The sequence below is a fragment of the Pseudomonas sp. HS6-2 genome, assembly GCF_049325675.2.
Lineage (GTDB): Bacteria > Pseudomonadota > Gammaproteobacteria > Pseudomonadales > Pseudomonadaceae > Aquipseudomonas > Aquipseudomonas putida_N.
On sequence record NZ_CM143906.1, the window covers coordinates 5,500,650 to 5,523,860 of the forward strand.

Genomic DNA, 23,211 nt, shown 5'->3' on the forward strand with positions numbered 1-23,211 from the left:
CCGCTCCCACAGGCTTTTAGAGATCCCGAAACTAGGGTTTGCGCTTGCGCGGCCCGCCGTTGAAGCTCGGCACCTTGCGCACAGCCTTCACCGAAGGCTCTGCCGCTCCCGCCTCGGCACTGTCCATCCAGCGCCCCAGGCCACGCTTGGCGCTGTTCTCTTTCGGTTTCTTGGGCTTCTTCGGCTTCTTGATCACCTGGCCACTGGCATCGGTCATCGGCACCCGGTGCTCGGGGATGAAGTCCGGTTCCTCATGACGCGGCAAGGTTTGCCGGGTCAGCACTTCAATCGCCGACAGCATCTGCACTTCATCGGCACACACCAGCGAGATCGCCTCGCCCTTATTGCCAGCCCGGCCGGTACGGCCAATACGGTGCACATAATCCTCGGCCACGATCGGCAGGTCGAGATTGACCACCAGCGGCAGGTCGTCGATATCCAGGCCACGGGCCGCGACATCGGTCGCTACCAGCACCTGGATTTCCCGCGCCTTGAAACTGTCCAGCGCGCGCTGGCGGGTGGCCTGCGGGCGGTCGCCGTGGATGCCGTCGGCATTGACGCCTTCAGCCAGCAAGCGCTCGACCAGCTGATCGACGCCATTGCGGGTCTTGGCGAATACCAGCACCTGCTTCCAGCGCTGCTTGCGCAGCAGGTGCATGAACAAGTCGGTCTTGCGCTTCTTGTCCACAGGCACCAGCCACTGCTTGACCGTGGTCGCCGCAGCGTTGCGCGGGCTGACTTCAATGCTCAGCGGGTCGTTCAGGGCCAGGCCGGCAAGCATGCGGATCTGCTCGGAGAACGTGGCGGAGAACAGCAGCGTCTGACGCTTGCGCGGCAAGGCGGCGTAGACCGACTGCAGCTCCTCGGCAAAACCCAGGTCAAGCATGCGGTCGGCTTCGTCGAGGACCAGCGTCTGTACCTGGTTGAACTTCACCGCGTTCTGACGGAACAGGTCGAGCAAGCGACCGGGCGTCGCCACCAGCAGGTCGACGCCACGGCGCAGGCGCATCATCTGCGGGTTGATGCTGACCCCGCCATACACCGCATAGGTGCTCAACGGCAGGTTCTCGGCATACTCGCGCACGTTATTGTGCACCTGCTCGGCCAGCTCGCGGGTCGGCACCAGTACCAGCGCACGGATCGAATTGCTGGCGACCTTCTCACCTTCCAAGGCCAGGCGTTGCAGCACTGGCAAGGCGAAACCGGCGGTCTTGCCGGTGCCGGTCTGGGCTGCGGCCATCAGGTCGCGGCCGGCCAGCACGGCAGGGATGGCCTTGGCCTGGACCGGGGTCGGGGTGGTGTAGTCCAGCTGCTGCAAGGTGCGCAGCAGCGGTTCGATCAGGCCGAGTTGGGCGAAATTCATGGCAATACCGTCAGGGGGTTCAGCGAAGGCGGCAAGTTTACCGCATCGCCCCTGGCTACTTGCAGATTTCGCCCTTAAGCGGTTGTTCGGGAGCCTTGCGCCACTGCGGCAAGCCGATCAGCACCACGGCGCCGATGATCACCGCCATGGCCAGGCATTCTTCCGCGCCGATTTCTTCGCCGGCGAAGAGGATGCCCAGCAGCACCGCCACCGCCGGGTTGACGTAGGCATAACTGGTGGCAGCGGCCGGGCGCACGTTCTTGAGCAGGTACATGTAGGCACTGAAGGCGAGTATCGAACCGAACAGCACCAGGTAAGCCAGCGCGCCCCAGCCAGCAGCAGTCGGCATCTGCGTCATGCGCTCACCAGACAGCACACTGCCCAGCAGCAATACCGCACCGCCAACCAGCATCTCGGCAGCACTGGCCATCGGCCCCTGTGGCAGCGGCAGGCTTTTGCTCCACACCGAACCGAATGCCCACGAAGCCGCCGCGAACAGGATCAGCGCCGCGCCGATGGGGCTGGCCTGCAGGTTCGAGCCGAGGTTGAGCAAACCGATGCCGAGCAGGCCGAGGAAGATCCCGGCCCATTCCAGGCGCGAGTTGCGGTGGCCGAACAGCAAGCCAAAGACCAGGGTGAACAGTGGCACGGTGGCCACTGCCAACGCCGCCACGCCCGATGCCACGCCAGCATGTTCGGCCACGGTCACACCGCCGTTGCCGCAGCTGAACAGCAGAAAGCCGATGGCACCTGCCGCACGCCATTGCGGCCAGGTCGGTGCCGGCACCCCGCGCCAGCGCAGGAAGCCGTATAGCAGTCCGCCCGCAATCAGGAAGCGCACCCCCGCCATCAGCATCGGCGGCCATGACTCGACGCCGATGCGAATGAACAGGTAAGTGGAACCCCAGACCAGGTACAAGGCCAGGAAGGCGCCGACGAGCAACAGCGGAAAGCGACGGGAGGCAGGCATGGCAGGCAACTCAGAAATCCGTTTTCGGGTGACTGAGTTTAGGGCTGTGTGCAAGCAAAGATAAGTTACAAAACAGCGCGAAATGAGCGGCACACTTTTGGTGCGCTCATCAGGCGTACTTAGCCAAGGTTTCGCGGACTTTCGCGGCAGGCGTTTTCTGCAGGCGGCAAAGCAGCTCGTGGGAGAGTTGCTGGATGCCGTGGGTCTGGCATAGCACACCGGCCAAATGTTGCAGGAGGTTGGCGGCCATCTCCGCATCGGCCATCGCCCGGTGCGCGGTACCGGTATCCGGCAGCCCGGCCCAACGGGTCAGGGTGCCCAGCTTGTGGTTCGGCGCCGCCGGCAGCAGGCGCCGGGACAGCAGCAGGGAACAGGCGAAGGACTGGCAACGACTGCGGCCGATGCGGCCCAGTTCGTAATCCCAGAACTTCTGGTCGAAGGCGGCGTTGTGCGCCAGCAACGGGGTATCACCGACGAACTCGGCCACTTCGTTCATCACCTTGTCCACCGGCGGCGCTGAGCGCAGCATGGCAGTGGTGATGCCGGTCAGTCCGGCGACGAAGGCAGGCACCGGCACACCGGCATTCATCAGGCTCTGATAGCGCTCGACGATGCGCCCGCGTTCCAGCATCACCACCGCCACCTCGGTGGCGCGGCAGCCGGCACCGGGGGAAATACCGGTGGTTTCAAAGTCGATGACAGCAATACGTTCCATGAAAAAACCTTAGTGCTTGAGCAACAGCGCGCCCTCGATGGGCACATAACGGGTGGCGGCGCGAATCAGCGACAACGCCGTCAGGCCTGGGACGCCATAGACCACCGCCTCGGCGCCATGGCGCTGGATGACCCGCTCCAGCAGCAGGTCGAAGTCACCATCACCGGAGGCCAGCACCACCTGGTCGACCCGGCTGGCCGCATCGATCACATCGAGTGTAATGCCAACGTCCCAGTCGCCCTTGGCAGAACCGTCGCTGCGCTGGATGAACGGTTTCAGGCGCACGTCGAAACCGAGGTTGCGCAGGATCTGCTGGAATTGCTGCTGCTTGCTGTCACCGCGGTCGATGGCATAGGCCACGGCCTCGACGATCTCGCCTTCGCGGCTGACTTCCTTCCACAGTGCGGTGTAGTTGAAGTGGCAGCCGTGGGCCTGGCGCACGGTGTAGTAGAGGTTCTGCACATCGGCGAACAGCGCGATCTTTTTCACCACATACCCTCGACATGAAAAGGGGCGCAAAGCGCCCCTTCGGAAATGCCAGCAGTATGCCAGACCGATCAGACGAACGTATCGTCATCCGAGAAGAAGCCACCGTCATCGCTGCCATAGTCAGTGTCGGCAAAACCACCCTGATCATTGCCCCAGCCGTCATTGTCAGCCACTTGCTGCTGCCCGCCCTGGTCATTCCAGCCGCCGCTGTCACTGGCCGGTGCCGGCTCTTCCTTGATCACCTCGACCACCTCCTCAGGCTGCGAGTGGTGGTTGAACAGGCTGCTGATGCCTTGCGCCAGCAACACACCACCGGCGACGCCCGCAGCAGTCTGCATCGCGCCGCCGAGGAAGCTGCTGGCACCGCTGCGCGCCGGCGCGGCGCCAAAGCCGGCCTGTTGCGGTTGTGCCTGTGCTTGCATTTGCGGCTGCGGCTGGGAGAAGCCCGGCGCACTCGGCTCACGCCAACCGCCACCCGACGCTACCGGCGCACTTGGGCGCTGCGGTTGAACCGGCTCCGGATTGCGCGCACCGGCACCGAAGATGCTCGACAGGAACCCGCCCCCGCCATTGCCACTGCTGGCACGGGTCGCGTCGAGCTGGGCGCGGGCTTGCTTCAGCTCGGCCTCCAGCTGCTTGTTCTGCTCGTCCAATTGCTTGATTGCGGCTTCCTGAACCAGGATCGCCTGGGTCATGTAATAGGGCGCTGCCGGCTGCTGGCGCACATGCTCCTCGATCCGTGCCTGCGCCTGCACATCACGCGGCTGGCTCGGGTCTTCGGCTTGCTTGATGCGGCCGAACAGGCCGTCGATCAGGGTTTGTTCATCTGTGTTCATTGGGCTACCTCATGGGCTAGCAGGACATCGGACATGGCAAAGATGGGGCGCATGGGCTGCGGATTCAATCACCGCACGGGTGAAACTTTTTTCAGCAAGTGACAGCTCTGGGCTAAAGTTATGCCCCTGCTTTTACTGCCTTGCGATGTTGACTGATGAATCCGCTGAGCGTTCTGCGCGACTCCCTGTACTTCTTCCGCCGCCACCTGGCCAGCATCATCCCGCTGTGCCTGCCGCTGGTGGTGCTCGAAGCCCTCATTACCCAACTGTTGTATCGCCAGCTGGGCGACCAGGCCTCGCCGGCCTACGGCATGCTGATCAGCCTGTTGTTCTATCCGCTGTACAGCGCGGCGCTGATCCTCTACCTGGATACCCGCAGCAACGGCCAGGAGATCCGCAAACGCGACCTGTTCGCCCGCGCCCTGCAGCTGTGGCCGCAGCTGGCCCTGCTGATCATGATCAGCTCGCTGCTGATCATGGCCGGGCTGGCGCTGTTCATCTTCCCGGGCGTGTGGATCATGATCAACCTGGTGTTCGCCGAATACCTGCTGGTGCTGCGTGGCCTGCCAGTGGTGCAGTCGATGCGCGAGAGTGCGCGTATGACCACCGGGCACTTCATGCGCATCATGATCTGCGTGGTGGGTGTGCTGGCGCCGATCTGGCTGATCGACGGGCTGCTGCTGATGGCCATCCCCGAGCCCTCGCCAGCAGCCGAACTGGCCATGGACAGCTTGAGTGGCTTCCTGCAGCTGTTCAGCACCGTGGTGCTGTATCGCCTGTTCATGCTGCTGGAAAGTGACGCAGCCGCCTGACTGCGCCATGACGGCAACGTGCTGGAGGAAGCTGTTCGGCCTTAAGCGCAGGCTGGCTGCTCCATAAAGTGGGGTCTCGATAACTCTGGAGACTCCCCATGGACCCGGAAATACAGACTGCATTTGCCAAATCGTTCAGCGGCCGCCTGTTTGCAATCGCGGCCAACAAATATGTGCCCTTGCGACTGAGCGAGACCGGCGACAAATGGGATTGGGGCATCGCCCCCCAGTACGACTGGCTGATGGCCGGCGGCAAGGAACAATCCATACGCCTGGATTTTGCCTTTGACTCCCAGACACACGATCGCCTGCACTACCACATCAGCCTCGCCAGTAACGGGCACCCTCCCAAAAAGCTAGGCTTGAGCCGCAACGACTATCTGGGTTTCTACCAGAAAACGGAAGTAACCGATTGCTGGAAGATCGAGCCGCTGGAGCTGACCGAACATGGCCTGATCTGCTACGTGCGCGATCATGAAGGCTACCGGGTAGGTGCCATCAGAGACGTCCCGCATCACAGCCGCCAGCCCATGTATCTGCTGAACACAAAGGAAGGCGAAACACTCACTTTCCTGCTCCGGCAAAGCGCCTGATGCGAGGTGCTCAGGTACCGCGCGGCTTGGCCCGCGCGGTCGCTTCAGCCACCAACGGGTCATCCGGCCAGTAGTTACCACCATCGCAACTGCGATGCATAGATTGACACGCTCAAACCAGCAGAAAACCTGGGTTTCTCCCGCATACCCATTGACGGTGATTGACTGTCAATGGATTCGCCCTGGATTGACGCTTCTGCAGGTATTTTGAGGACATATTGACAGCCAAAATGTGCGCAGACTGCATCCAGCTCCACAACGATTGACACCCCGCGCCCCTCACCCTAAAACGGTAATCCACGCTAAGTTTGGGAGCGGGAAAATCTCGGGGTGTGAAAGACACCTCTCGCTATACTTCCTACTAAATGGCACAGTGCCTCCATGGCATTGATTGCCGTGAATTGCCTCTCTGATCGCGAGCGCAGACGCTCACCGGGGAGCTGATTCTTCTGCCAGATCCTCGAGTCCTGTCGCCTACGGCGATGGGGAAAGCAAAGGCTGCGGCCCCTTTGGAAAGATCGTGTTATGGATGGCGTAATTTTCAAGCAAACCGGTTAGTACGCAGTGTGCTGTGTTGAAAACTTTTCTGATGAGCTAAAGACCACGATACGAGACAACCTAACGCGTATCTGCCATGGCGCCGATCTCGCCAGCCGCAGCTCAATCATGTTCAAGTATGCAGCCACCCTCAAATCATTCTGGGATCGCTATTCGACTAAAGAAGATAAGACGCGAATTGGTATGCTTGGAGAACTCCTGGCACACGTGATCATTCTTAAAAAGCTCGATAGCTTCGATGTCATTTCCCCGCTCTTCAACATGGAAGAAAAACACATCAGGAAAGGCTTTGACCTCGTCCTGTACGAATCCGCTTCGAATGAAGTGTGGATCACCGAGGTAAAGTCGGGCGGAGCAGGCACAAGAACCTCTTGCGCAGCTACTAGCGCATTGCTGGCCAAGGCTCGAGATGACTTAAAGGGCCGACTTGCCGAGGCCGAGACGAACCATTGGCACAACGCGATCAATGCCGCCCAGAAATCAATCAATGAAAGTAAAGGCTACAAAGAATCAGTTCTTGAGATTCTAGGTCTAGAGGGTGACAACGCCTACCTGAACACTGCTGTTGCCTCAGACAACAATGTCGTTCTGGTATCTGCGCTATTCAACGATGCGACGCGAAAAGTAGAAGAGAAGACAGTCGAACATTTCACAAACAAGCTGATAGCCAACCCGATATTCAAAACCGTTCTAGTGCTATCGCTTCAGAAAGGAACGCTTCAGAAGCTAGAAGACTTCCTTCGCACAGAGGCAGGATGCTAAATGCAAGAGCTCACCATCAAGGAGTTAGCAAAAACCCGTTTCAAAGACATTTACATGAACCTTCTGCGCGGTCATGAAATGTCCGATGGGGAAACTGTAAAACTTCTCGCTATCGCTGTATTACTACTTAATCACAGCGCGGCAGAAATTAAGCGCCTAGGTTATCGAATCACCCTGCTTTATGGAAACCTTACTGGCCGATACGAGCCTCTTTACGACGTAGCCGTGAACAGCGGGCTTCTCCCAGTTTCTGCCGTTATCGGAAAGTCGTTTGAGCAAGATGAACGGCTGAGCAACTCTTTTATCCAGAACATCGTAAGTAGCTACGTAGATACCTTCCGCGATCAAGAGATGGTGCTTACAGAGCAGCAGGACACCTTGAGAACTTTCGTACAAGCTGAGTATGAAAATTCATCAGTTGTAGTAGCTCCGACCTCTTACGGCAAATCAGAGCTGATCATTAAGTCCGTTAGAGACAACCCTGAAAAACGTGTACTCATTCTTGTACCCTCAAAAGCCTTACTGGCTCAGACAAAAAAGCGGTTGATTTATGCTGACATCAACGACATGGGCAAAGTCATCACGCACCCCGAGATGTATTCTCCTGAGCGAAACTGCCGCGTTTTTGTACTGACTCAAGAACGACTGAATCGCATGCTTAACGAGCATAGTTATTTAAAATTCGACATGGTGTTCGTGGACGAGGCGCACAACCTCCTCCAGGGCGATAGCCGCAACGAACTATTGGCCACGATGCTATGTATTTTGGGAGCTCGCAACCCCGACACTTCCTTCAAGTTTCTAACTCCATTCCTTTGCAATGAGCTTAATGTTCGTGTTCGCTACTTGGACATGACACCGAAGGGATTCAGGATTGATGAGTATATAAAATCCGAGCGTTTCCTTGTTAGGGACTTCAGAACCGGAAAGGATGATGGAAAGCTTAAGCTCTATGATCATTTCCTTAACCACTGGATTGACTTAGATCGCAAGCACAAGAACTGCTTTGACCTTATTAAAAATGAATCCCTTGCCAAGAACATTATCTACGGAAACACGAAAAAACGGATCGAGCAATTTGCGCTCGAACTAGCCGAGAGCTTGCCAAACATTGAATGCCCACTGGTTCAAACAGCTTGCGACGAACTCGAGGAAACGTTCGACAAGCGCTATCGGCTCATCGCTTGCCTACGAAAGGGTGTGATGTACCATCACGGTTCAATCCCAGATACCATCCGTCTTTATCTTGAAAATCTGTTCAATAAGTCCAAGGCGATGAAATACCTGGTATGCAACTCAACGTTGCTTGAAGGAGTAAATTTACCAATCGAGCGACTGTTTATATTTGACTACTCCAAAGGAATAGGAAACCTGACGTCATCACAGTTCAAAAATTTGATTGGTCGGGTAAACAGATTTAGTGAGGTATTTGACCCCAAGGCGGGTTCTGCGCTGCAAAAGCTTGAATCCAGCATTTACCTTTTGGGTGTTGATGAATACACCCACAAGAGAGCGAACCTCAAGACGTTCTACGAAAATTCCGTAAACGTCTCGAAAGAAGACGAAGACACGGTCAACAATGTTCTCCTCGAAGCAGCTGACATAAGTGATGACAAGGCCGCCCTACGCCACAAGGACGCGGTATCAAGGCTTGAAAACCTTCAGCCAGGCGTTGTCACTGGCGAAGAATGCAAATATGTAAAGACAGAGGTTGGCCGCTTAATGATCGCCAACAGCGTCAGCGAAATCGACGTATTTGCCTCAGAAGAAGACGTGGACGAAGCCATTAGCCTATCACTCGAGGCGAATGGGCCAATCAATACCGCCGACCGGCTCTTAACCGACATCAAGACTTGCTTCATCGAAAAGTTTCATGCAGGAACAAAAAATAGCGACATGCTGCGCCTAAAAAATCAGGCAGCGTTGGACTTTTACGCAATGTTCCTGGATTGGAAACTAAAAAAACGCACTACAAAACAAATCATCAGACACACGTTAAAATACTGGGAAGATCTCCCCCAAACGAAAGGCACTGACTATGTATACGTGTCCAGCTGGGGCGACACCAAGTACAAAAATAGCCATAGTGCTCACTATGTAAGAATTTCACGAAAGAACGACGTAGAACGAGTCAATCTCGCAATCGTAAGGCTCAAAGACGAAGACGACTTTTTTGACAACAAAATCTTCAGATTCCTTGAGATCCTCAATGGAGTGGGCGCCGTAGAGCCTAGCTTCTACAAGCGAGTGAAGTACGGTACCGACGATGAATCAAAAATCAAATTGATTCGCGAGGGGTATAGTCGCGGATTATCCGAACTGTTGCTTGATCGATACCCTCGGTATGTGCGCATGAATGCGAATGGTGAGATCGAGGTCAGCTCCCATGTAATCGGGCTGATGAGACGGAACGAAGAAAGTGACCTGCTGATCTTTGAAGCCCAGCTGAACTTGAAACCTGTGCCAGAGCAGTCGGCGTAGCTCCACAGAGAGCTGAAGGATGATGCCCGCTGGCCTGGTTGATACCGGGAGGGCGGGCAGGACTCGGAGGCGGCCAGCAGAACACCTATCAGTCAGCCTGAAGGGTATAGACCGCCTTCCGCTTTCCATATAACGCGATTTTCATAACCTCATTTCCAGCGCTTGCAGCCTCTGCAACCTTGATGAGCTTGACCATGCTGTTGACCGTGCTCGTCTTGGACTGGTACTTGAACCGTTCGATTTCGGCCACGGAGCAGGCACGGTAGGCCGTTCGGATCACCCCGGATCTCTCTAGAAGGTCGATCTTTTCGGGCGAAATCCATGAGATCAGCTCAGTGATTTTGCTGATTTTCTCGTGCAGGTGGGCCACTGCTTGGTGTTCATCATTGACGTTGAAGCGCTTCCAAGCGGGTTCGTGGTGGAACACTCGATTTCGGAACTTCCGTACCGGCGCAACCTGATCCTTGCACCCGGCCAGCATGGCGCTCGCCTGACTCGTTGGCCACTGGCCCTTGAAAACCCGCCCAAGATTCTTCGGCCAGATAAGGTTGTTACCCATATATTCGTTGTCCAGAACGAATTCCCACGTGGAAAATTCCGTTTTGGATACGACCTCTTGGTGGTCTGGCTGCCCACTGACCTGCCGGCTTTTGCGCTCGTACCAGGCGGTGTTGAAGGCTGACCCGAAATTTTTAGTCAGTTTCGCGACCGCATCGGGCACCTGGCCTCCGGGAGTAAAGCTCTTGTACTTAAGCGTCTTTGCCTTCCACCAAAATTTCCCAAGATCAGCCGTCAGGGCGGTGTCAATCGAGTTCCGTAACGTGACCTCCGCCGCGCTGAGCAGGGGGTAGAGAACCCCACAAACGTGCGAGTTCCACAGGTAGGCCCCCACTAGCTCAGCGTCATTGCTGGTCGAAAATACCTTGCTGTAACTGGCGATTCGGTGAGAGCTGATGAGGTGGTCGATCAGCTGGGGTCTATACTGGATGGTGTGAGGCATGCTCGGCTTCCTACTGGCCAGGTGCCTGTATAAAGGGGGTTGACATCAGTGTCAACCGCTCGTAGGATTGAGAAACGGTTGGCATTGAGCTCCAATGAGCGAAAGCTTACGACTCCTTGCAAAGACCACGAAACACCCGCCCCGGCCTCGAGCCGGGGTTTTCGTTTCTGGAATATAAGTACTCATTTCACCCCCTCGTACACGTCGCCTCCCCCGTTATCATCCCGCTTCCAAACCGCCATTCCTGCACCTAAAAAGCGCCCTAAATCGTTCACGTATTCCTTGCTAGTCAGCCGTTAGGCTACCATCGACCTGCCACCATATAGCCATCACTTCGTAACGCTCGTTTAGGCCTTCAGGCTCAGAACTGGTTGATCAGAGGGAACTCATGCCGAACATTTGGCTCAAGCTGTCGGGCGTTCTCGGAGCCTGGTTCGTCTCCGCGGTTGTCCTGCTCATTGCTCCGATCCTGTTCTTTCCCTTCACTCTTATTGGCTGGCTGGCATTCGGATTTGCTTCGCCGGCAGCCGTCTACTTCTTCATCTACGACAAAGATCACATGGCCGTCGTAGGCGTGCTCCTGATGCTGCTCCTGGCTTGGAAGGAGGGCTTCAAGGCATCGCTGAGCGACGCTGCTGCCTTGGCAAAATACGAATACGAGACGGATAACCCAGGATGGCTCGAGCGCTACTACCTTCGTCGAAACCGAGACCTGGTCGAGGCCTACTGGCGGGTCTACAACTTCGAGGTGGCAGAGGACTCGCTGGAGGAGTACCTGAAGAAATACATGCCTGAGGTTTACAGGCACCACACACAGGGGCTGTCATTCCTGCCCGATTGGCCGATCTTTCAGCATGTCAGTGGACACGTTCGAAGCGGTCACATCCGAAACACCCGCAATGGCCCCGTGGCGGTGAGATCGCACCATGTCTCCGGCCATACCAGGACTAGGCGCCGATGAGCCGCAGGCGGCAGAAATGCCAATCGTGGCCTTCGTCACTACCCCTCAATTAAAATCATATTTGAGAACTAGAAGAAGGACTTTCGATGTCTTCCAATAAATTCATCCTAGAGCGTTCACTGCTCCGCCGTGCCGATATCCTTCTGACCGGTGATAAGAGCCTCACCAGTCTGGGGATCCGAGCCGCCACCGCAAGCAGATACTCTCATGCTGCCCTTTACATCGGAGGAACCACAATCGAAGCTACTCTCGATGGTGTGTTTTCCAAAAGTCCACAGCGCCTGATCTTTGACAAAGCAACTGATATTCTTGTACTACGCGCCAAACGGCCACTTTCCGAAGAAGAGGTAAACGCTATATGCGACTATGCACAATCGAAGGTTGGAAGTCTTTACTCGGTCAATGAGGCAATCACGGTAAGAGCGAGATCGCTACTGCGGCACAAGGAAAGTGAACGACAGTTCTGTTCTCGCTTGGTAGCTAAGTCCTTTGAACACGCAAACTTCAATCTCATCAATTTGAGAAATCCCGCGTTCTGCACTCCGAGACAACTCTCGCTGTGTCAAGCCTTTGAGCCCGTTCCAGGGGTGGTTAGGCCTGCTAGCGAAGCAGAGGTTACCTTCGCGATGACGGAGGATCCAAACCAGACGCATCAGCGGCAAACCTATGACTGGCTAGGCAAGGTCAGACATCTAGTAGGTGAGAATGAGGAACTGGCTAAAAAATGGGATATCCAAGCGCTTGATGATGTCAACAGCTTCCTGCTTGCTCACCCAGAGTACGACCAACAAATATCTGAATTCATGCAGAGCAGCGGTTATCTTGAATTCTACAAAATAGAATCAATAAACAACCCGCATCGATACAGCAGCAAACTCCTCATACATCAACTTAGGCAAATTGAAGATCCTGGCGACTATATCGACGACGAGCTTGAAAAGGAGCCTGGCCTTTTCCGAAGGTTTGGAACAATGCAATATCAGCTTTCGCAGCTATATAAAGAAAAAAATCTTAATTTTTTCTGGCTACAGATAAGACTCTACAACAATATGCTTAAGGAAATCCTTATCCGAGTATCGGTAATTCGGGACACTTACCTTAGTCTTAGAATGCCGGAAGAGGCCCAAAATCTGAATTCAACCATTGAGACCGTTGCATCTGTGGTTCGCCAAGGGCAAGAGTTGTTGGATGGACATCGCCCAATCTGAATAAGATCACAGGGGTTGCGCTGATAGGGATGCTACGAAAGCAGACACTTGGATGCGCCACCTATCAGCATGTAGCCTCTACACGAATGCCGATGGGGTGACGCCGCCCTTCCGAGAACCTGGAATCGCCAAAAGGAATGGCAGCCTATTTATCCTCAGCGCTTAACTTTAGCAAGCGTATCTACGACTTTTTCCAAGAGCTCAAGTTCACCCTTCTCCAGCTTTCTGGCTTCAAGGATCTCTGTAGACTGATCTTTCTCAAGTGCGGAAATCTTTGAGAAATAGCAGTCGCTTTTCAGAAGCTCCATCAAATTGATCTTCGGCTCGGATTCAGCTGAGAGTATGAGCAGCGCGCTGACTTCCTCCCGCCTTCTTGCGATCGACTCGTAATACCTAAACTCATCCATAGCCGATCGATACTGCCTCAAGAAAAAGAAAGCAACAAACTCAATAAAGAACAGTATCCCGAACTTTGGCGCCAAAAGCAGCAGCTTATCGATCAGCTGACCCGGCTCATTTAAAACGGGCGTCTGGATATAGAAAAAAGCAAGGCCGGAAAATGCCACCAATATACCGAGAAGTAGATATACGCCAGCACGCCCATAAATGCTTCTGGCCAAATTGCGGGAATTTTCAGCCTGATCAAACAGGAGATCCGCTCCGCTTGCAACGCGAGAACGCTTTGCATGGCTACCGTCTAAACCATCCCCAACCCTTGGTGGGACATTATGTTCTAGACTGGCAGATGCCTGATGGAAAGCCTTACCTTTCAGCAAAAACTCCAAAGGAAAGCTTGAGAATATTTGCCTAAAGAATATTGGAAAAAGGATAAATAGCGTAGAAACAATAATTAATCCAAAATTTTCCTGAAGAGAATAATCAATAGCTCTGTACCCGTAAACATATGTCTGACGGAAGAACAAAAGTAATGGCACAACCATCCAGATAAGCATCTCGACAGACTGCGGAGGCGACCAAAGAAATTTTAGAAATTTAACCGGCTTATTCATTCACACTGGCTCAGACAATGAAAGCACTAAATATCCTCAAAGGGATCAATATCCTCAAAGGGATCCTCTAGCGTATTTGATAAGTAATTTCACGATCATAGCTTAATGACATCATCGCAGACAATCTATTCTGAATAGCCCCGGGTTTCGTGGAGGCCTCAACTCTTGAGAAGATGAGGCCATGAGAAAGACTACGACCTGCTCCCCTGAAGTCCGTGAACGTGCCGTGCGCATGTTTCTGGAACACCTGAATGACTACCCCTCCGAGTGGGCGGCCATTGAGGCCATTGCCCCGAAGATTGGCTGTGCCGCGCAAACCCTGCATGGCTGGATTCGTCGCCAGCAGACAGATGTGGGGCAGCGCCCCGGTCAGACTAGTGAAGAGCGTGAGCGCATCAAGGCCCTGGAGCGAGAGAATCGCGAGCTGCGCAAAGCCAACGAGATCCTGCGCCTGGCCAGTGCGTATTTTGCCCAGGCGGAGCTCGACCGCCGCACCAAGTCCTGAGGGCATTCGTCGATCAGCATCGTGACCGTCTCGGGGTCGAGTCGATTTACCGTGTCTTGCAAATCGCCCCGTCCGGTTACCGCAGGCACGCGGCACAGCAACGCAACCCGGCACTACGCTGCTGCCGTGCTAAGCGTGATGACGCGTTGACCCTGGAAGTCCAGCGGGTGTGGGACACCAACATGCAGTGCTATGGCGCAGTGAAAGTCTGGAAGCAACTCAGGCGAGAAGGTATCGAGGCGGCCAGATGTACGGTAGAGCGGTTGATGCGTCGGGCTGGATTGCAGGGCATCAGGCGCGGCCAGATCCTGCGCACAACGGTGGCCGGCGACAAGTCGCTCTGCCTGCTGGATCGCGTGCAGCGCCAATTCCATGCCGACCGCCCAAATCAGCTGTGGGTATCGGACTTCACGTATGTGTCGACCTGGCAGGGCTGGCTGTATGTGGCGTTCGTGATCGACGTCTTTGCACGCCGTATCGTCGGCTGGCGAGTCAGTACCAGCATGAAGACCGACTTCGTGCTGGATGCCCTGGAGCAAGCCCTGTATGCCCGCCAGCCACATCGTACGGGTGGCCTGATCCATCACAGCGACCGTGGCAGCCAGTACGTCTCGATCCGCTATACCGAGCGACTGGCAGAGGCCGGCATTGAACCTTCAGTTGGCAGCAAGGGCGACAGCTATGACAACGCCCTGGCTGAGACTATCAACGGGCTGTACAAGGCCGAGCTGATCTACCGCCAGTCGTGGAAGAGCCGCGAGGCTGTTGAGATGGCGACCTTGAAATGGGTGCACTGGTACAACCACCAGCGGTTGCTGAGCTCAATCGGCTATATCCCGCCTGCGGAGGCTGAGGCAAACTTCCACCAGCAACAAGCAGGTCAGGCCATTGCGGCCTGACTTAAACGAAACGGCCTCCACGAAACCCGGGGCGATTCAGGTTGTATTTTTCAAGGCTGGAGGCACCGGGATTGGTGGCCGTATCGGGCTCGATGACGACCTTGCCCAAAATCACCTCAACGAGCGTGGCCAGGGTTTTGCGCTGAGCCTTGGCTTCAGCAGTGAGGATCTGAACGGCCATGGTTTCACGCAGATCCGGGAGTGCTTCGCCAGCCTCCAATGCCTCCGCTTCTGTAAGCGCTTGTACCTGCTCAAGCACTTCAGGTCGTGAGGCAGCGAACACCATGAATGCCAACATCGTGTCGTCCATCGCCCCGCCCCTCGTTTAATCGGCCTGGCTCTTGTGGCACGGGCTCAGATCGTTCGATACCGGTGTGATCAGGAATGTTCAGCTTGAAATGGTGGCGTCGAGAATGAGTTTTAAGTACCACCGGACTTGTTGGGCTGAACTTTGCCATCTGTCCTGGCTTCCCCTGCATACCTACCACGGAAAAACGCCTGCAGGAGCTTACCCTCATGAGAGCGCTCACCTACCACGGAGCACACGACGTCAGGGTCGATAACGTCCCCGATCCCATCATCGAGCACGAAGACGACATCATCCTCAGGGTCACCGCCACGGCCATTTGTGGCTCTGACCTGCACCTCTACCGAGGCAAAATTCCAGAAACCGAAGCGGGTGATATCTTCGGCCATGAGTTCATGGGCATCGTCGAAGATACTGGCAGTGCCGTCACCAATCTGCAGATCGGCGACCGCGTAGTGATTCCCTTTGTGATCGCTTGCGGCAGTTGCTTCTTCTGTCAGCACGATCTGTTTGCTGCCTGTGAAACCACCAACACAGGTCGTGGTGCGATCATCAACAAGAAGGGGATTCCCCCAGGCGCCGCGCTGTTTGGATATAGCCATCTCTATGGCGGTATCCCTGGCGGCCAGGCGGATTACGTGAGGGTGCCCAAGGGCAACGTCGGCCCGTTCAAAGTGCCCACCGAGCTGGCCGATGACAAGGTACTGTTTCTCTCGGACATCCTGCCGACCGCGTGGCAGGCGGTCATCAATGCCGAAATAGGCCAAGGGTCATCGGTGGCGATCTACGGCGCCGGGCCGGTGGGCTTGCTGAGCGCCGCCTGTGCGCGAATGCTCGGTGCCCAGACCATCTTCATGGTCGATGACAACGGCTACCGCCTGGCTTACGCCCGCGAGGCTTACGGCGTCATACCCATCAACTTCGAGCAGGACGACGATCCAGCCGACAGCATCATCCGTCAGACTCCAGGCATGCGCGGGGTCGATGCGGTGATCGATGCGGTCGGATTCGAGGCCAAAGGCAGCACTGCCGAAACGGTAATGACGGCGCTGAAGATCGAAGGCAGCAGCGGCAAGGCGCTGCGCCAGAGCATTGCTGCAGTGCGTCGTGGTGGCGTTGTCAGCGTCCCCGGTGTGTACGCCGGCTTCATCCACGCGTTCATGTTCGGCGATGCCTTCGACAAAGGCCTTACCTTCAAGATGGGCCAGACCCATGTGCAGAAATATTTGCCTGAACTTCTTGAACACATCGAGGCAGGACGCCTGCAACCAGAGCTGATCGTCACCCACCGCCTGGCCCTCGAAGAAGCGGCCATGGGCTACAAAATGTTCGATCAGAAGCAGGACAACTGTCGCAAGGTCATCCTCGTGCCAGGCGCGGCAGCGGGCGCCTTGGGCCCTGACTTCGTGTAGAGGAGTCAAGCACATGAACGGTATCGCCAGCTACTTCTGGATTGCCGTCGCGGCAATCCTTTTACTGATCGATCTGTGGGCCATCGTCAGCGTCTTCAGAAGCGACAAGTCAGATGCAGTCAAAGCGGCCTGGGCTCTGCTGATACTCGCGCTACCGCTGGTTGGCCTGGGTATCTGGGGCGTTGCCGGCCCGCGAGGCATCAAGCGAGGCACCGGGCCCACTTCCGATGAGCACAGCAAAGGCTGACATTTCCGAGCTCCACTTACAGGGGTTTCAACATGATCAATCAAGCGACAGGCATGAAATCAGGCAAACGCTATCGCGTGGAAAACGTGGAGCGCGCTCATCAGTTCCCCGGCTTCTTTCAAGACGGGAAGTATTATCTCGGCCCTGAGCTTCTCACCGCCGTGGGCTGGCTCGAAGGTACGCGCTTCATCTACGACAGCCTGGATGCCGAAGGTGAGCCCGTATTTCCAAACCGGGAGGCAGGCACGGTGGAAGGGCTGACGTTGACCCTGATCGATGGCACCTCTCTTGAGCTCTCGCGGATCGAGGCCAGCGAAACCGTTGCCCCCCTTGACCCCAGCGCCTCGGGTGCGCAACGAGAAGCGCCTGTCCGTGGCGCTCCGCTCAAAGGGCCTCTGCGCGGCAAGGTCGTGGTCATCACCGGCGCATCCAGCGGCATAGGCCGAGCAGCCGCGCATGCCTTTGCGTGCAAAGGTGCTCGCCTGGTACTCGCCGCACGCGACGAAGAGGCGTTGTTCGACGTACTGGATGAATGCACCGATTGCGGTACGGACGCCATAGCGATCACGACCGACGTTACCCACAGCGACCAGGTTCAAGCGCTTGCCGTTCAGGCCGCAGACTTTGGACATGGACGGATCGATATCTGGGTCAACAATGCCGGGGTCGGCGCGGTCGGCAATTTCGAAGAAACGCCGTTGGAGGCGCACGAGCAGGTCATCCAGACTGACCTGATCGGTTACCTGCGAGGTGCCTACGTCGCCCTTCCCTACTTCAAGGCTCAGGGTAACGGCACGCTCATCAACACGCTGTCGCTGGGCAGCTGGGTGGCCCAGCCCTACGCCGCCGCTTATTCGGCGAGCAAATTCGGCTTACGTGGACTGACCGAGGCATTGCGAGGCGAGCTGACTGAATATCCCAACATCCATGTCTGCGATATCTATCCAGCAGTCATGGACACACCTGGCTTCCGAGACGGCGGCAACTACACAGGGCACGCGCTGACACCACCAGGCCCCATATACGATCCCGAAATGGTGGCGAAGGCTATGGTGGCCTGCGCAATCTCGCCTCGTGCTCACACCACGGTTGGCGCTGCGGCGCGCCTCGCGCATTTGGCCAGCTACCTGATACCAGGCCTGCCTCTGTTGTCAGGAAGGCTGTCGCGCTGGGGGATAAATCGCAGCCCCATAGCCGAAGCATCATCAGGCAACCTCTTTGAGCCTCCAAGTGGCGGGAGGGGTATCGAAGGAGGTTGGAGGAAGCCAAAAGATAAAACGCCCCTGCTGATCGGCGCAGCGGCGCTGGGAATCCTTGTGGGTTTTACACTCACACATTCACGACGCAGGGATAGATAGAGAAGATCTGCTTACAGAGGAATGAGCGTGGTTTCATTGCGAGATCACGTTCGATCCCTACTCTGCTGACGAGCTCGTGGGTTTAACCGGGTGATAGTCCTCCCCTGCTACCGCTCTCAGGTAAGCAACGTCAGCCTCCAGACGAAGATCGCGCCATTCCTGCCAGCAGATAATCCCTCGACGATCCATCTCATCGGCCTGGCGAAGCAGTTCCTCGTGATAGTCGTCAGGCGAGTCCATGCGCAATGCCCTGTCTTCAAGCATCCGATACCAAACCGCCAAACAATTGAGCTTCAGCAATTGGGCGGCAGACAGGTTTTTCTCGAGCGTTCGCATCAGGAGGCCTCATACGCTGATGGAGGGTTGAGTCACGCAGATTGCAGAGGTTCAGTAGGGCGGTGTCAGCGGCATGGATGCGTCCAGATGGTCGCCCCCGTTATAGATCCGCTCACGGATGGGAATGTATGGCACTGACTCAAGCTGGAGTGAATTTCTTGAACGCTAGCGATGTCGTAGTGATGGCGCGCTGCTACGTCTTGCTGGAAGAAAGCAAGCAGACCTGGATGTCCCTCCCTTCCTGCAGCCGCATGTCCGAGTACACATATGAAAGAGCTGCTTTCCGCTGCGAAGATAATTCGCCCAACTGTTCTCATCGTTGAGGACGAACCCATGATTCGAGAGCTTTTGACCCTGTACCTGGAAGAATGGGGGGCCATGGTGACAGCGGTGGCGACTGCCGATGACGGTAATGAGGCGTTGAGGAAGCAAGATTGGACGCTGCTGATAACGGATGTACAAACGCCTGGTTTACTCAATGGGGTTGATCTTGCCTGGATGGCAAGCCAGCAAAAACCTCAGACGCGCATCATTGTCATGAGCGGATACTACGAATTTGCAGGGAGAGTGTTGCCGCCAGGTGCGGAGTTCCTTCCTAAGCCGTGGCCAATAACCCAGCTCCAGGAACTGCTCTGCGCTCAGCTGAACCACGCCGACGGGGGTGGGAGGTCGGCGTCTGCCAAGCTTGATCTTTCCCAAACGTTCGCGAACAAAGCTTAAGGACGCCACACACGCCTGCACCGGTTCTTTCGCGCAACCCGTCGGCCTTGGCCAAAACCCACTGAGTAAACACCCCGCCCCAGGACGTCCGAGTTGAACACAGACTTTCCTGTGTGACGACATGAGGTGAAAGATCATGGCTAACAACCAAACCAATCGTGGCCATCAAGGTGGTACTGCTCAGAACAATCCTGGCAATTTTGCCAATGATCGCGAGAAAGCGTCGGAGGCAGGTCGCAAAGGCGGGCAGAGCTCAGGCGGCAACTTTGCCAACGACCGTGAGCGTGCCTCGGAGGCTGGCCGTAAAGGCGGGCAGAGCTCAGGCGGCAACTTTGCCAACGACCGTGAGCGTGCCTCGGAGGCTGGCCGTAAAGGCGGGCAAAACAGCCACGGCGGCGGTCGCGGTAGCGAGAACCGTTAACTTGAAATGAGCCAGGCCGGGGTGCATGGCACTCTGGCCACTTTTAGAGAAAATGAAAGCGGTGTTAAGAAGACAGCGAAATGGGCAACAAGGGTTTGCCTCTCGCTCGAAGACGACCACCAACGAACACCAGCGCCAATGACGCTGCCGCTAGCAACAGGCTCACCCCTAGCATCTCGCTAGTGAGGTTGTGAAACCCTGAAACCGCAACGCCGATTATGGCTAACATTCCTGAAAGCCCAGCGTAACCTACCGCAGTCATCAGCCATCCCCAGTTACGCATACCCTACTCCTCCAATGATGATCCCAGGTCTCGAATCAGCCTCATTACGACCATACGCATTTGGCTAAGTGCCATCGGTGTGTGCAGGCGCGCCTAAAGTTTGAAGCGTACATGGATACAGCTTTTACTATCCTGCCGATCAACCTCCACTGCCGCGCTACCGTAACCGGAATAGCTTTTGACCAATCGCATGCCAAGCCCCGTACCTGTCGGCTTTGGATAATTATCAGGGAAGCCGTCGCCCTCATCCCTGACGGTGAGTAGCGCATGGTCGCCGGCATGCTTGACGGCCACCTCAATGTTGCCCTTACCATACTTGAGGGCATTGGTGATCAGTTCAGAAATTACCAGTCCCAGGGGCGCCATTCTTTCTGAAGGCAATACGAACTCGTCAGCGTCCAGCACAATTTTGCGCTCGGCTAAGGCTCTGCCCAGATCCCCCAACAGAGCAGTGAGGTAATCACGCGCACGAAGTTCTTGATCTTCGGCAGCCTGGTACAGCCGCTCGTGAACCGTGGCAATGGTCACTACTCGGCCTGCAGCGGTTTCAAGCTGCAATTTAACCGCTGCATCGGGCGTGAGATTGGCCTGTAGCAACAGCAGTGTGTTTACCAGGTGAAGGCTGTTCTTGACGCGATGGTGGATCTCTTCGAGATAGAGGTCGCTTCGGTTCTGCTTGCTATTCTGAGCCTCGATGAGCGACAGCAATTGAGCCTCATATTGATGACGCTCGGTGATATCTCGCGATACGGCAATCATTCGCTCGACCTTGCCGTCCGCTCCGAGGATCGGCGCCACCGTCACGTCCCACCATTTGGGTTCATCGGGAGCGATTGGGCAGTACGATTCGAACCTCATGGTTTCGCCAGCGCTGACTTTAGCTACCGCCTCCCAAACAAATGATCGCGACTCCTCAGGCCACAAGTCATACCATCGCTGACCTTTAACAGTGGTCAGTTGGGTATCCAGGAATGTCAGCCCGGCTTCATTCATGAACTCGATCTCGCCGTTCGGGGCCAAGATATCCACCCAGTCAGGGCTTGCGTTCAGAATGGTCTCGGAATAAGGGTCGGGAACTGGAACATCCACGCCTGCAGATATTCTTTCGACAGCCATGGAAATGACGTTCGAGATGCCTTCCAGAAATACCAGATCGCTCTCTACAAAATCGTCCCCGTTGCTGCTGTCGGCTTCCAGTACACCAAACGGGCTGAGCAAACCCCGGATCGGGACATTGATGGCCCGCTCGATTCCATATTTTTTCAGCAGTTCCGGCGTTCGAAAGCGGTTTTCCATACCCAAATGATTCGAGAGTACGGGCCTGTAGGTGGCCAATGCATAGCCTGCGGGACTAGCCACATCGCCGCCCACGGTTGCCCGCCCGATGTCAGAAGCATCCCAGCCAACGCCGTGGGTCAGAACAAACCCTTCCCCTTCCCCGTCCTCTGCTGGCTGGAGCACCTTGGAAAAACGAGTGCTCATCCCTTCAGCGACTACTTCACATGCACGGGTCAGCAACAGATCCAAGTCCGCAGCCTTCAGGGACATTACGCCAAACTCGACCACGAGCTCATGTTGGCGGTGCAAGCGCGCATGAGTCTTCTTCAATGCCGCTCGGATGGTTTCGTCCACTGGTAGCTGCTGCATAGTCTTCCCTTCCGCAATAACGGGAAACGCCCAGAATCCTTTCAGAGCGTACAGTCGTTTCGCTTACCGCTTTCCTACCATAGCCGCTAATTCATGACGGCGCCTAGGGATGCTCCGATCAACTTGTCGTGCAGCCGCGGCAAGTTGCAATTTTCCAGGCACCTACAGCGTCATTGGACGAAAAGTGACCGAAAAATCATGTACGGAGAGCTTTTTCGACCGGTTCTCCGTGTTAAACGCGAACCTCACCCATACCCATGAGCTGTTTTCGAACCCTCCACAGGTTTGCCAGGGCGAACAGCGTGGTCAACTGAGCCGTGTTTTTCATCAGCCCACGAAAACGTACTTTCACGTAACCAAACTGCCGCTTGATCACGCGAAACGGATGCTCGACCTTGGCCCGTGTCTGAGCCTTGCAGAACTCGATCTTGCGCTTGGCTTTGTACAGTACGCTGCGCTGGTTCAGCTTGGAATAGGTGCTGCGACGCGCTGCAATCTGCCAGATCACCCCCCGATTTTCATGCTCTTCGCGCCTTTCGACACCGGTGTAACCGGCATCTGCATACACGGCGTTTTCTTCGCCATGCAGCAGTTCAGCCACCTGCGTGACATCGGCCACATTGGCAGCGGTGCCATGGACGTGATGCACCAGGCCGGACTCGACATCGGCACCGATGTGCGCCTTCATCCCGAAGAAATACTGACCGCCTTTCTTGGTCTGGTGCATCTCGGGATCACGCTTGCCTTCTTTATTTTTGGTCGAGCTGGGGGCATGAATAATGGTGGCATCGACGATGGTGCCTTGGCGCAGCGACAGGCCTTTTTCCTGCAGATAACCATTGATGACCGCAAGGATTGCCGGTGCGAGCTGATGCTTCTCCAGCAAGTGCCGGAAGTTCATGATCGTGGTGTCTTCGGGGATTGGCGCGCTCAGCGTCAGGCGTGCGAACTGGCGCATGGGCGTGATTTCGTAGAGCGCTTCTTCCATGGCCGGGTCGCTCAGGGAGAACCAGTTCTGCAACAGATGGATGCGCAGCATGGTTTCCAGAGGATAGGGTTTTCTACCGCCGCCGGCCTTGGGGTAGAACGGTTCGATCAGCTCCAGCAGGCCTGCCCAGGGCACCACCTGATCCATTTCGGCGAGGAAGCGCTCTCGGCGGGTTTGCTTGCGCTTGCCGGCGTACTCAAAGTCGGAAAAGCTCATCTGGCTCATGGGCGGCTCGGATCAGGTGTTGCGGGGATTCTCGCATAACTGAAGGCTTGTTCGGAGATTCCCTAGGGCACCACTTATCGCCCAGGAGCAACGGCGTAGAGGCCC

23 protein-coding genes and 1 other annotated feature are annotated in these 23,211 nt (G+C 56.1%); of the genes, 12 read left to right on the plus strand and 11 right to left on the minus strand.

Features of this window, described 5'->3' with window-relative positions; translation table 11 throughout:
- Positions 1-31: 31 nt before the first annotated feature.
- The 5 genes from ACOKS3_RS25710 to ACOKS3_RS25730 form a co-directional block, all read right to left on the minus strand.
- Positions 32-1,363, minus strand: a complete 1,332-nt coding sequence (locus tag ACOKS3_RS25710; protein WP_103448876.1) for a DEAD/DEAH box helicase — start codon at positions 1,361-1,363, stop codon at positions 32-34.
- A gap of 55 nt (positions 1,364-1,418) precedes the next feature.
- Positions 1,419-2,333: a drug/metabolite exporter YedA gene (gene yedA, locus ACOKS3_RS25715; protein ID WP_422764597.1), complete on the minus strand. Its 915-nt coding sequence runs from the start codon at positions 2,331-2,333 to the stop codon at positions 1,419-1,421.
- Positions 2,334-2,442: 109 nt separating this feature from the next.
- Entirely contained in the window at positions 2,443-3,048 is a 606-nt protein-coding gene (locus tag ACOKS3_RS25720) for a 3'-5' exonuclease (protein ID WP_422764596.1), read from the minus strand.
- Positions 3,049-3,057: 9 nt separating this feature from the next.
- Positions 3,058-3,537, minus strand: a complete 480-nt coding sequence (locus ACOKS3_RS25725; RefSeq protein ID WP_103448874.1) for an NYN domain-containing protein — start codon at positions 3,535-3,537, stop codon at positions 3,058-3,060.
- A 68-nt stretch (positions 3,538-3,605) separates the two neighbouring features.
- Positions 3,606-4,373 (minus strand): DUF2076 domain-containing protein, encoded by a 768-nt coding sequence (locus tag ACOKS3_RS25730; RefSeq protein ID WP_103448873.1) that lies wholly within the window; start codon positions 4,371-4,373, stop codon positions 3,606-3,608.
- A 155-nt stretch (positions 4,374-4,528) separates the two neighbouring features.
- Here ACOKS3_RS25730 and ACOKS3_RS25735 point away from each other — a divergent pair, with 155 nt between their 5' ends.
- The 4 genes from ACOKS3_RS25735 to ACOKS3_RS25750 all read left to right on the plus strand — a co-directional run bounded on the left by ACOKS3_RS25735 (position 4,529) and on the right by ACOKS3_RS25750 (position 9,579).
- Positions 4,529-5,185 carry a YciC family protein gene (locus ACOKS3_RS25735; protein WP_422764595.1) on the plus strand — a complete coding sequence of 219 codons (657 nt, stop codon included), beginning with the start codon at positions 4,529-4,531 and terminating at the stop codon, positions 5,183-5,185.
- Positions 5,186-5,283: 98 nt separating this feature from the next.
- Positions 5,284-5,778 carry a hypothetical protein gene (locus ACOKS3_RS25740; RefSeq protein WP_422764594.1) on the plus strand — a complete coding sequence of 165 codons (495 nt, stop codon included), beginning with the start codon at positions 5,284-5,286 and terminating at the stop codon, positions 5,776-5,778.
- A gap of 564 nt (positions 5,779-6,342) precedes the next feature.
- Positions 6,343-7,098, plus strand: a complete 756-nt coding sequence (locus ACOKS3_RS25745; protein ID WP_422764593.1) for a Hachiman antiphage defense system protein HamA — start codon at positions 6,343-6,345, stop codon at positions 7,096-7,098.
- Positions 7,099-9,579, plus strand: coding sequence for a DEAD/DEAH box helicase (locus ACOKS3_RS25750; RefSeq protein ID WP_028699933.1), 2,481 nt, complete (start codon positions 7,099-7,101; stop codon positions 9,577-9,579).
- 88 nt (positions 9,580-9,667) lie between these two features.
- Here the strand turns inward: ACOKS3_RS25750 and ACOKS3_RS25755 are convergent, their stop codons facing one another.
- A complete protein-coding gene (locus tag ACOKS3_RS25755) occupies positions 9,668-10,579 on the minus strand; it encodes a CAAX amino protease (protein WP_028699934.1) in 912 nt (303 codons plus the stop codon).
- 388 nt (positions 10,580-10,967) lie between these two features.
- Between ACOKS3_RS25755 and ACOKS3_RS25760 the strand changes: the two genes are divergently transcribed.
- Both ACOKS3_RS25760 and ACOKS3_RS25765 read left to right on the plus strand, forming a co-directional pair.
- Positions 10,968-11,540, plus strand: a complete 573-nt coding sequence (locus ACOKS3_RS25760; RefSeq protein WP_028699935.1) for a hypothetical protein — start codon at positions 10,968-10,970, stop codon at positions 11,538-11,540.
- Between the two features lie 86 nt (positions 11,541-11,626).
- Positions 11,627-12,748, plus strand: coding sequence for a YiiX/YebB-like N1pC/P60 family cysteine hydrolase (locus ACOKS3_RS25765; protein ID WP_028699936.1), 1,122 nt, complete (start codon positions 11,627-11,629; stop codon positions 12,746-12,748).
- A gap of 155 nt (positions 12,749-12,903) precedes the next feature.
- Here the strand turns inward: ACOKS3_RS25765 and ACOKS3_RS25770 are convergent, their stop codons facing one another.
- Positions 12,904-13,758, minus strand: a complete 855-nt coding sequence (locus ACOKS3_RS25770) for a hypothetical protein (protein WP_049275214.1) — start codon at positions 13,756-13,758, stop codon at positions 12,904-12,906.
- Positions 13,759-13,939: 181 nt separating this feature from the next.
- On the opposite strand from ACOKS3_RS25770, the gene ACOKS3_RS25775 reads away from it, so the two are divergent.
- Positions 13,940-15,162, plus strand: a protein-coding gene (locus tag ACOKS3_RS25775; protein ID WP_154670344.1) for an IS3 family transposase whose coding sequence is annotated in 2 segments (ribosomal slippage) — positions 13,940-14,225 and positions 14,225-15,162 — 1,224 coding nt in all. Because the reading frame shifts where the segments join, the coding sequence is not laid out codon by codon here.
- Positions 14,218-14,334, plus strand: a sequence feature (AL1L pseudoknot). Its footprint overlaps the gene before it by 117 nt.
- Before the next feature lies 1 nt (position 15,163).
- Here the strand turns inward: ACOKS3_RS25775 and ACOKS3_RS25780 are convergent.
- Positions 15,164-15,472 carry a hypothetical protein gene (locus tag ACOKS3_RS25780; protein WP_028699939.1) on the minus strand — a complete coding sequence of 103 codons (309 nt, stop codon included), beginning with the start codon at positions 15,470-15,472 and terminating at the stop codon, positions 15,164-15,166.
- A 206-nt stretch (positions 15,473-15,678) separates the two neighbouring features.
- On the opposite strand from ACOKS3_RS25780, the gene ACOKS3_RS25785 reads away from it, so the two are divergent.
- The 3 genes from ACOKS3_RS25785 to ACOKS3_RS25795 are packed head-to-tail and all read left to right on the plus strand — an operon-like array spanning position 15,679 to position 18,486.
- Entirely contained in the window at positions 15,679-16,881 is a 1,203-nt protein-coding gene (locus ACOKS3_RS25785; RefSeq protein ID WP_028697810.1) for a zinc-dependent alcohol dehydrogenase, read from the plus strand.
- Positions 16,882-16,894: 13 nt separating this feature from the next.
- A complete protein-coding gene (locus ACOKS3_RS25790; protein WP_028697811.1) occupies positions 16,895-17,128 on the plus strand; it encodes a PLDc N-terminal domain-containing protein in 234 nt (77 codons plus the stop codon).
- 32 nt (positions 17,129-17,160) lie between these two features.
- On the plus strand, positions 17,161-18,486 hold the full coding sequence (locus ACOKS3_RS25795; protein WP_028699940.1) for an SDR family oxidoreductase: 1,326 nt from the start codon (positions 17,161-17,163) through the stop codon (positions 18,484-18,486).
- Positions 18,487-18,543: 57 nt separating this feature from the next.
- Here ACOKS3_RS25795 and ACOKS3_RS25800 read toward each other — a convergent pair whose 3' ends face one another.
- Positions 18,544-18,822: a hypothetical protein gene (locus tag ACOKS3_RS25800; protein ID WP_028697813.1), complete on the minus strand. Its 279-nt coding sequence runs from the start codon at positions 18,820-18,822 to the stop codon at positions 18,544-18,546.
- Between the two features lie 267 nt (positions 18,823-19,089).
- On the opposite strand from ACOKS3_RS25800, the gene ACOKS3_RS25805 reads away from it, so the two are divergent.
- Positions 19,090-19,542, plus strand: coding sequence for a response regulator (locus ACOKS3_RS25805; protein WP_009681427.1), 453 nt, complete (start codon positions 19,090-19,092; stop codon positions 19,540-19,542).
- 136 nt (positions 19,543-19,678) lie between these two features.
- Complete coding sequence (locus ACOKS3_RS25810; RefSeq protein WP_028699941.1) at positions 19,679-19,963, plus strand: con-10 family general stress protein; 285 nt, start codon at positions 19,679-19,681, stop codon at positions 19,961-19,963.
- A gap of 376 nt (positions 19,964-20,339) precedes the next feature.
- Here ACOKS3_RS25810 and ACOKS3_RS25815 read toward each other — a convergent pair whose 3' ends face one another.
- Positions 20,340-21,893, minus strand: coding sequence for a sensor histidine kinase (locus ACOKS3_RS25815; RefSeq protein WP_028697816.1), 1,554 nt, complete (start codon positions 21,891-21,893; stop codon positions 20,340-20,342).
- 232 nt (positions 21,894-22,125) lie between these two features.
- Positions 22,126-23,106, minus strand: a complete 981-nt coding sequence (locus ACOKS3_RS25820; protein ID WP_014003920.1) for an IS5-like element ISPa41 family transposase — start codon at positions 23,104-23,106, stop codon at positions 22,126-22,128.
- Positions 23,107-23,211 lie beyond the last annotated feature (105 nt).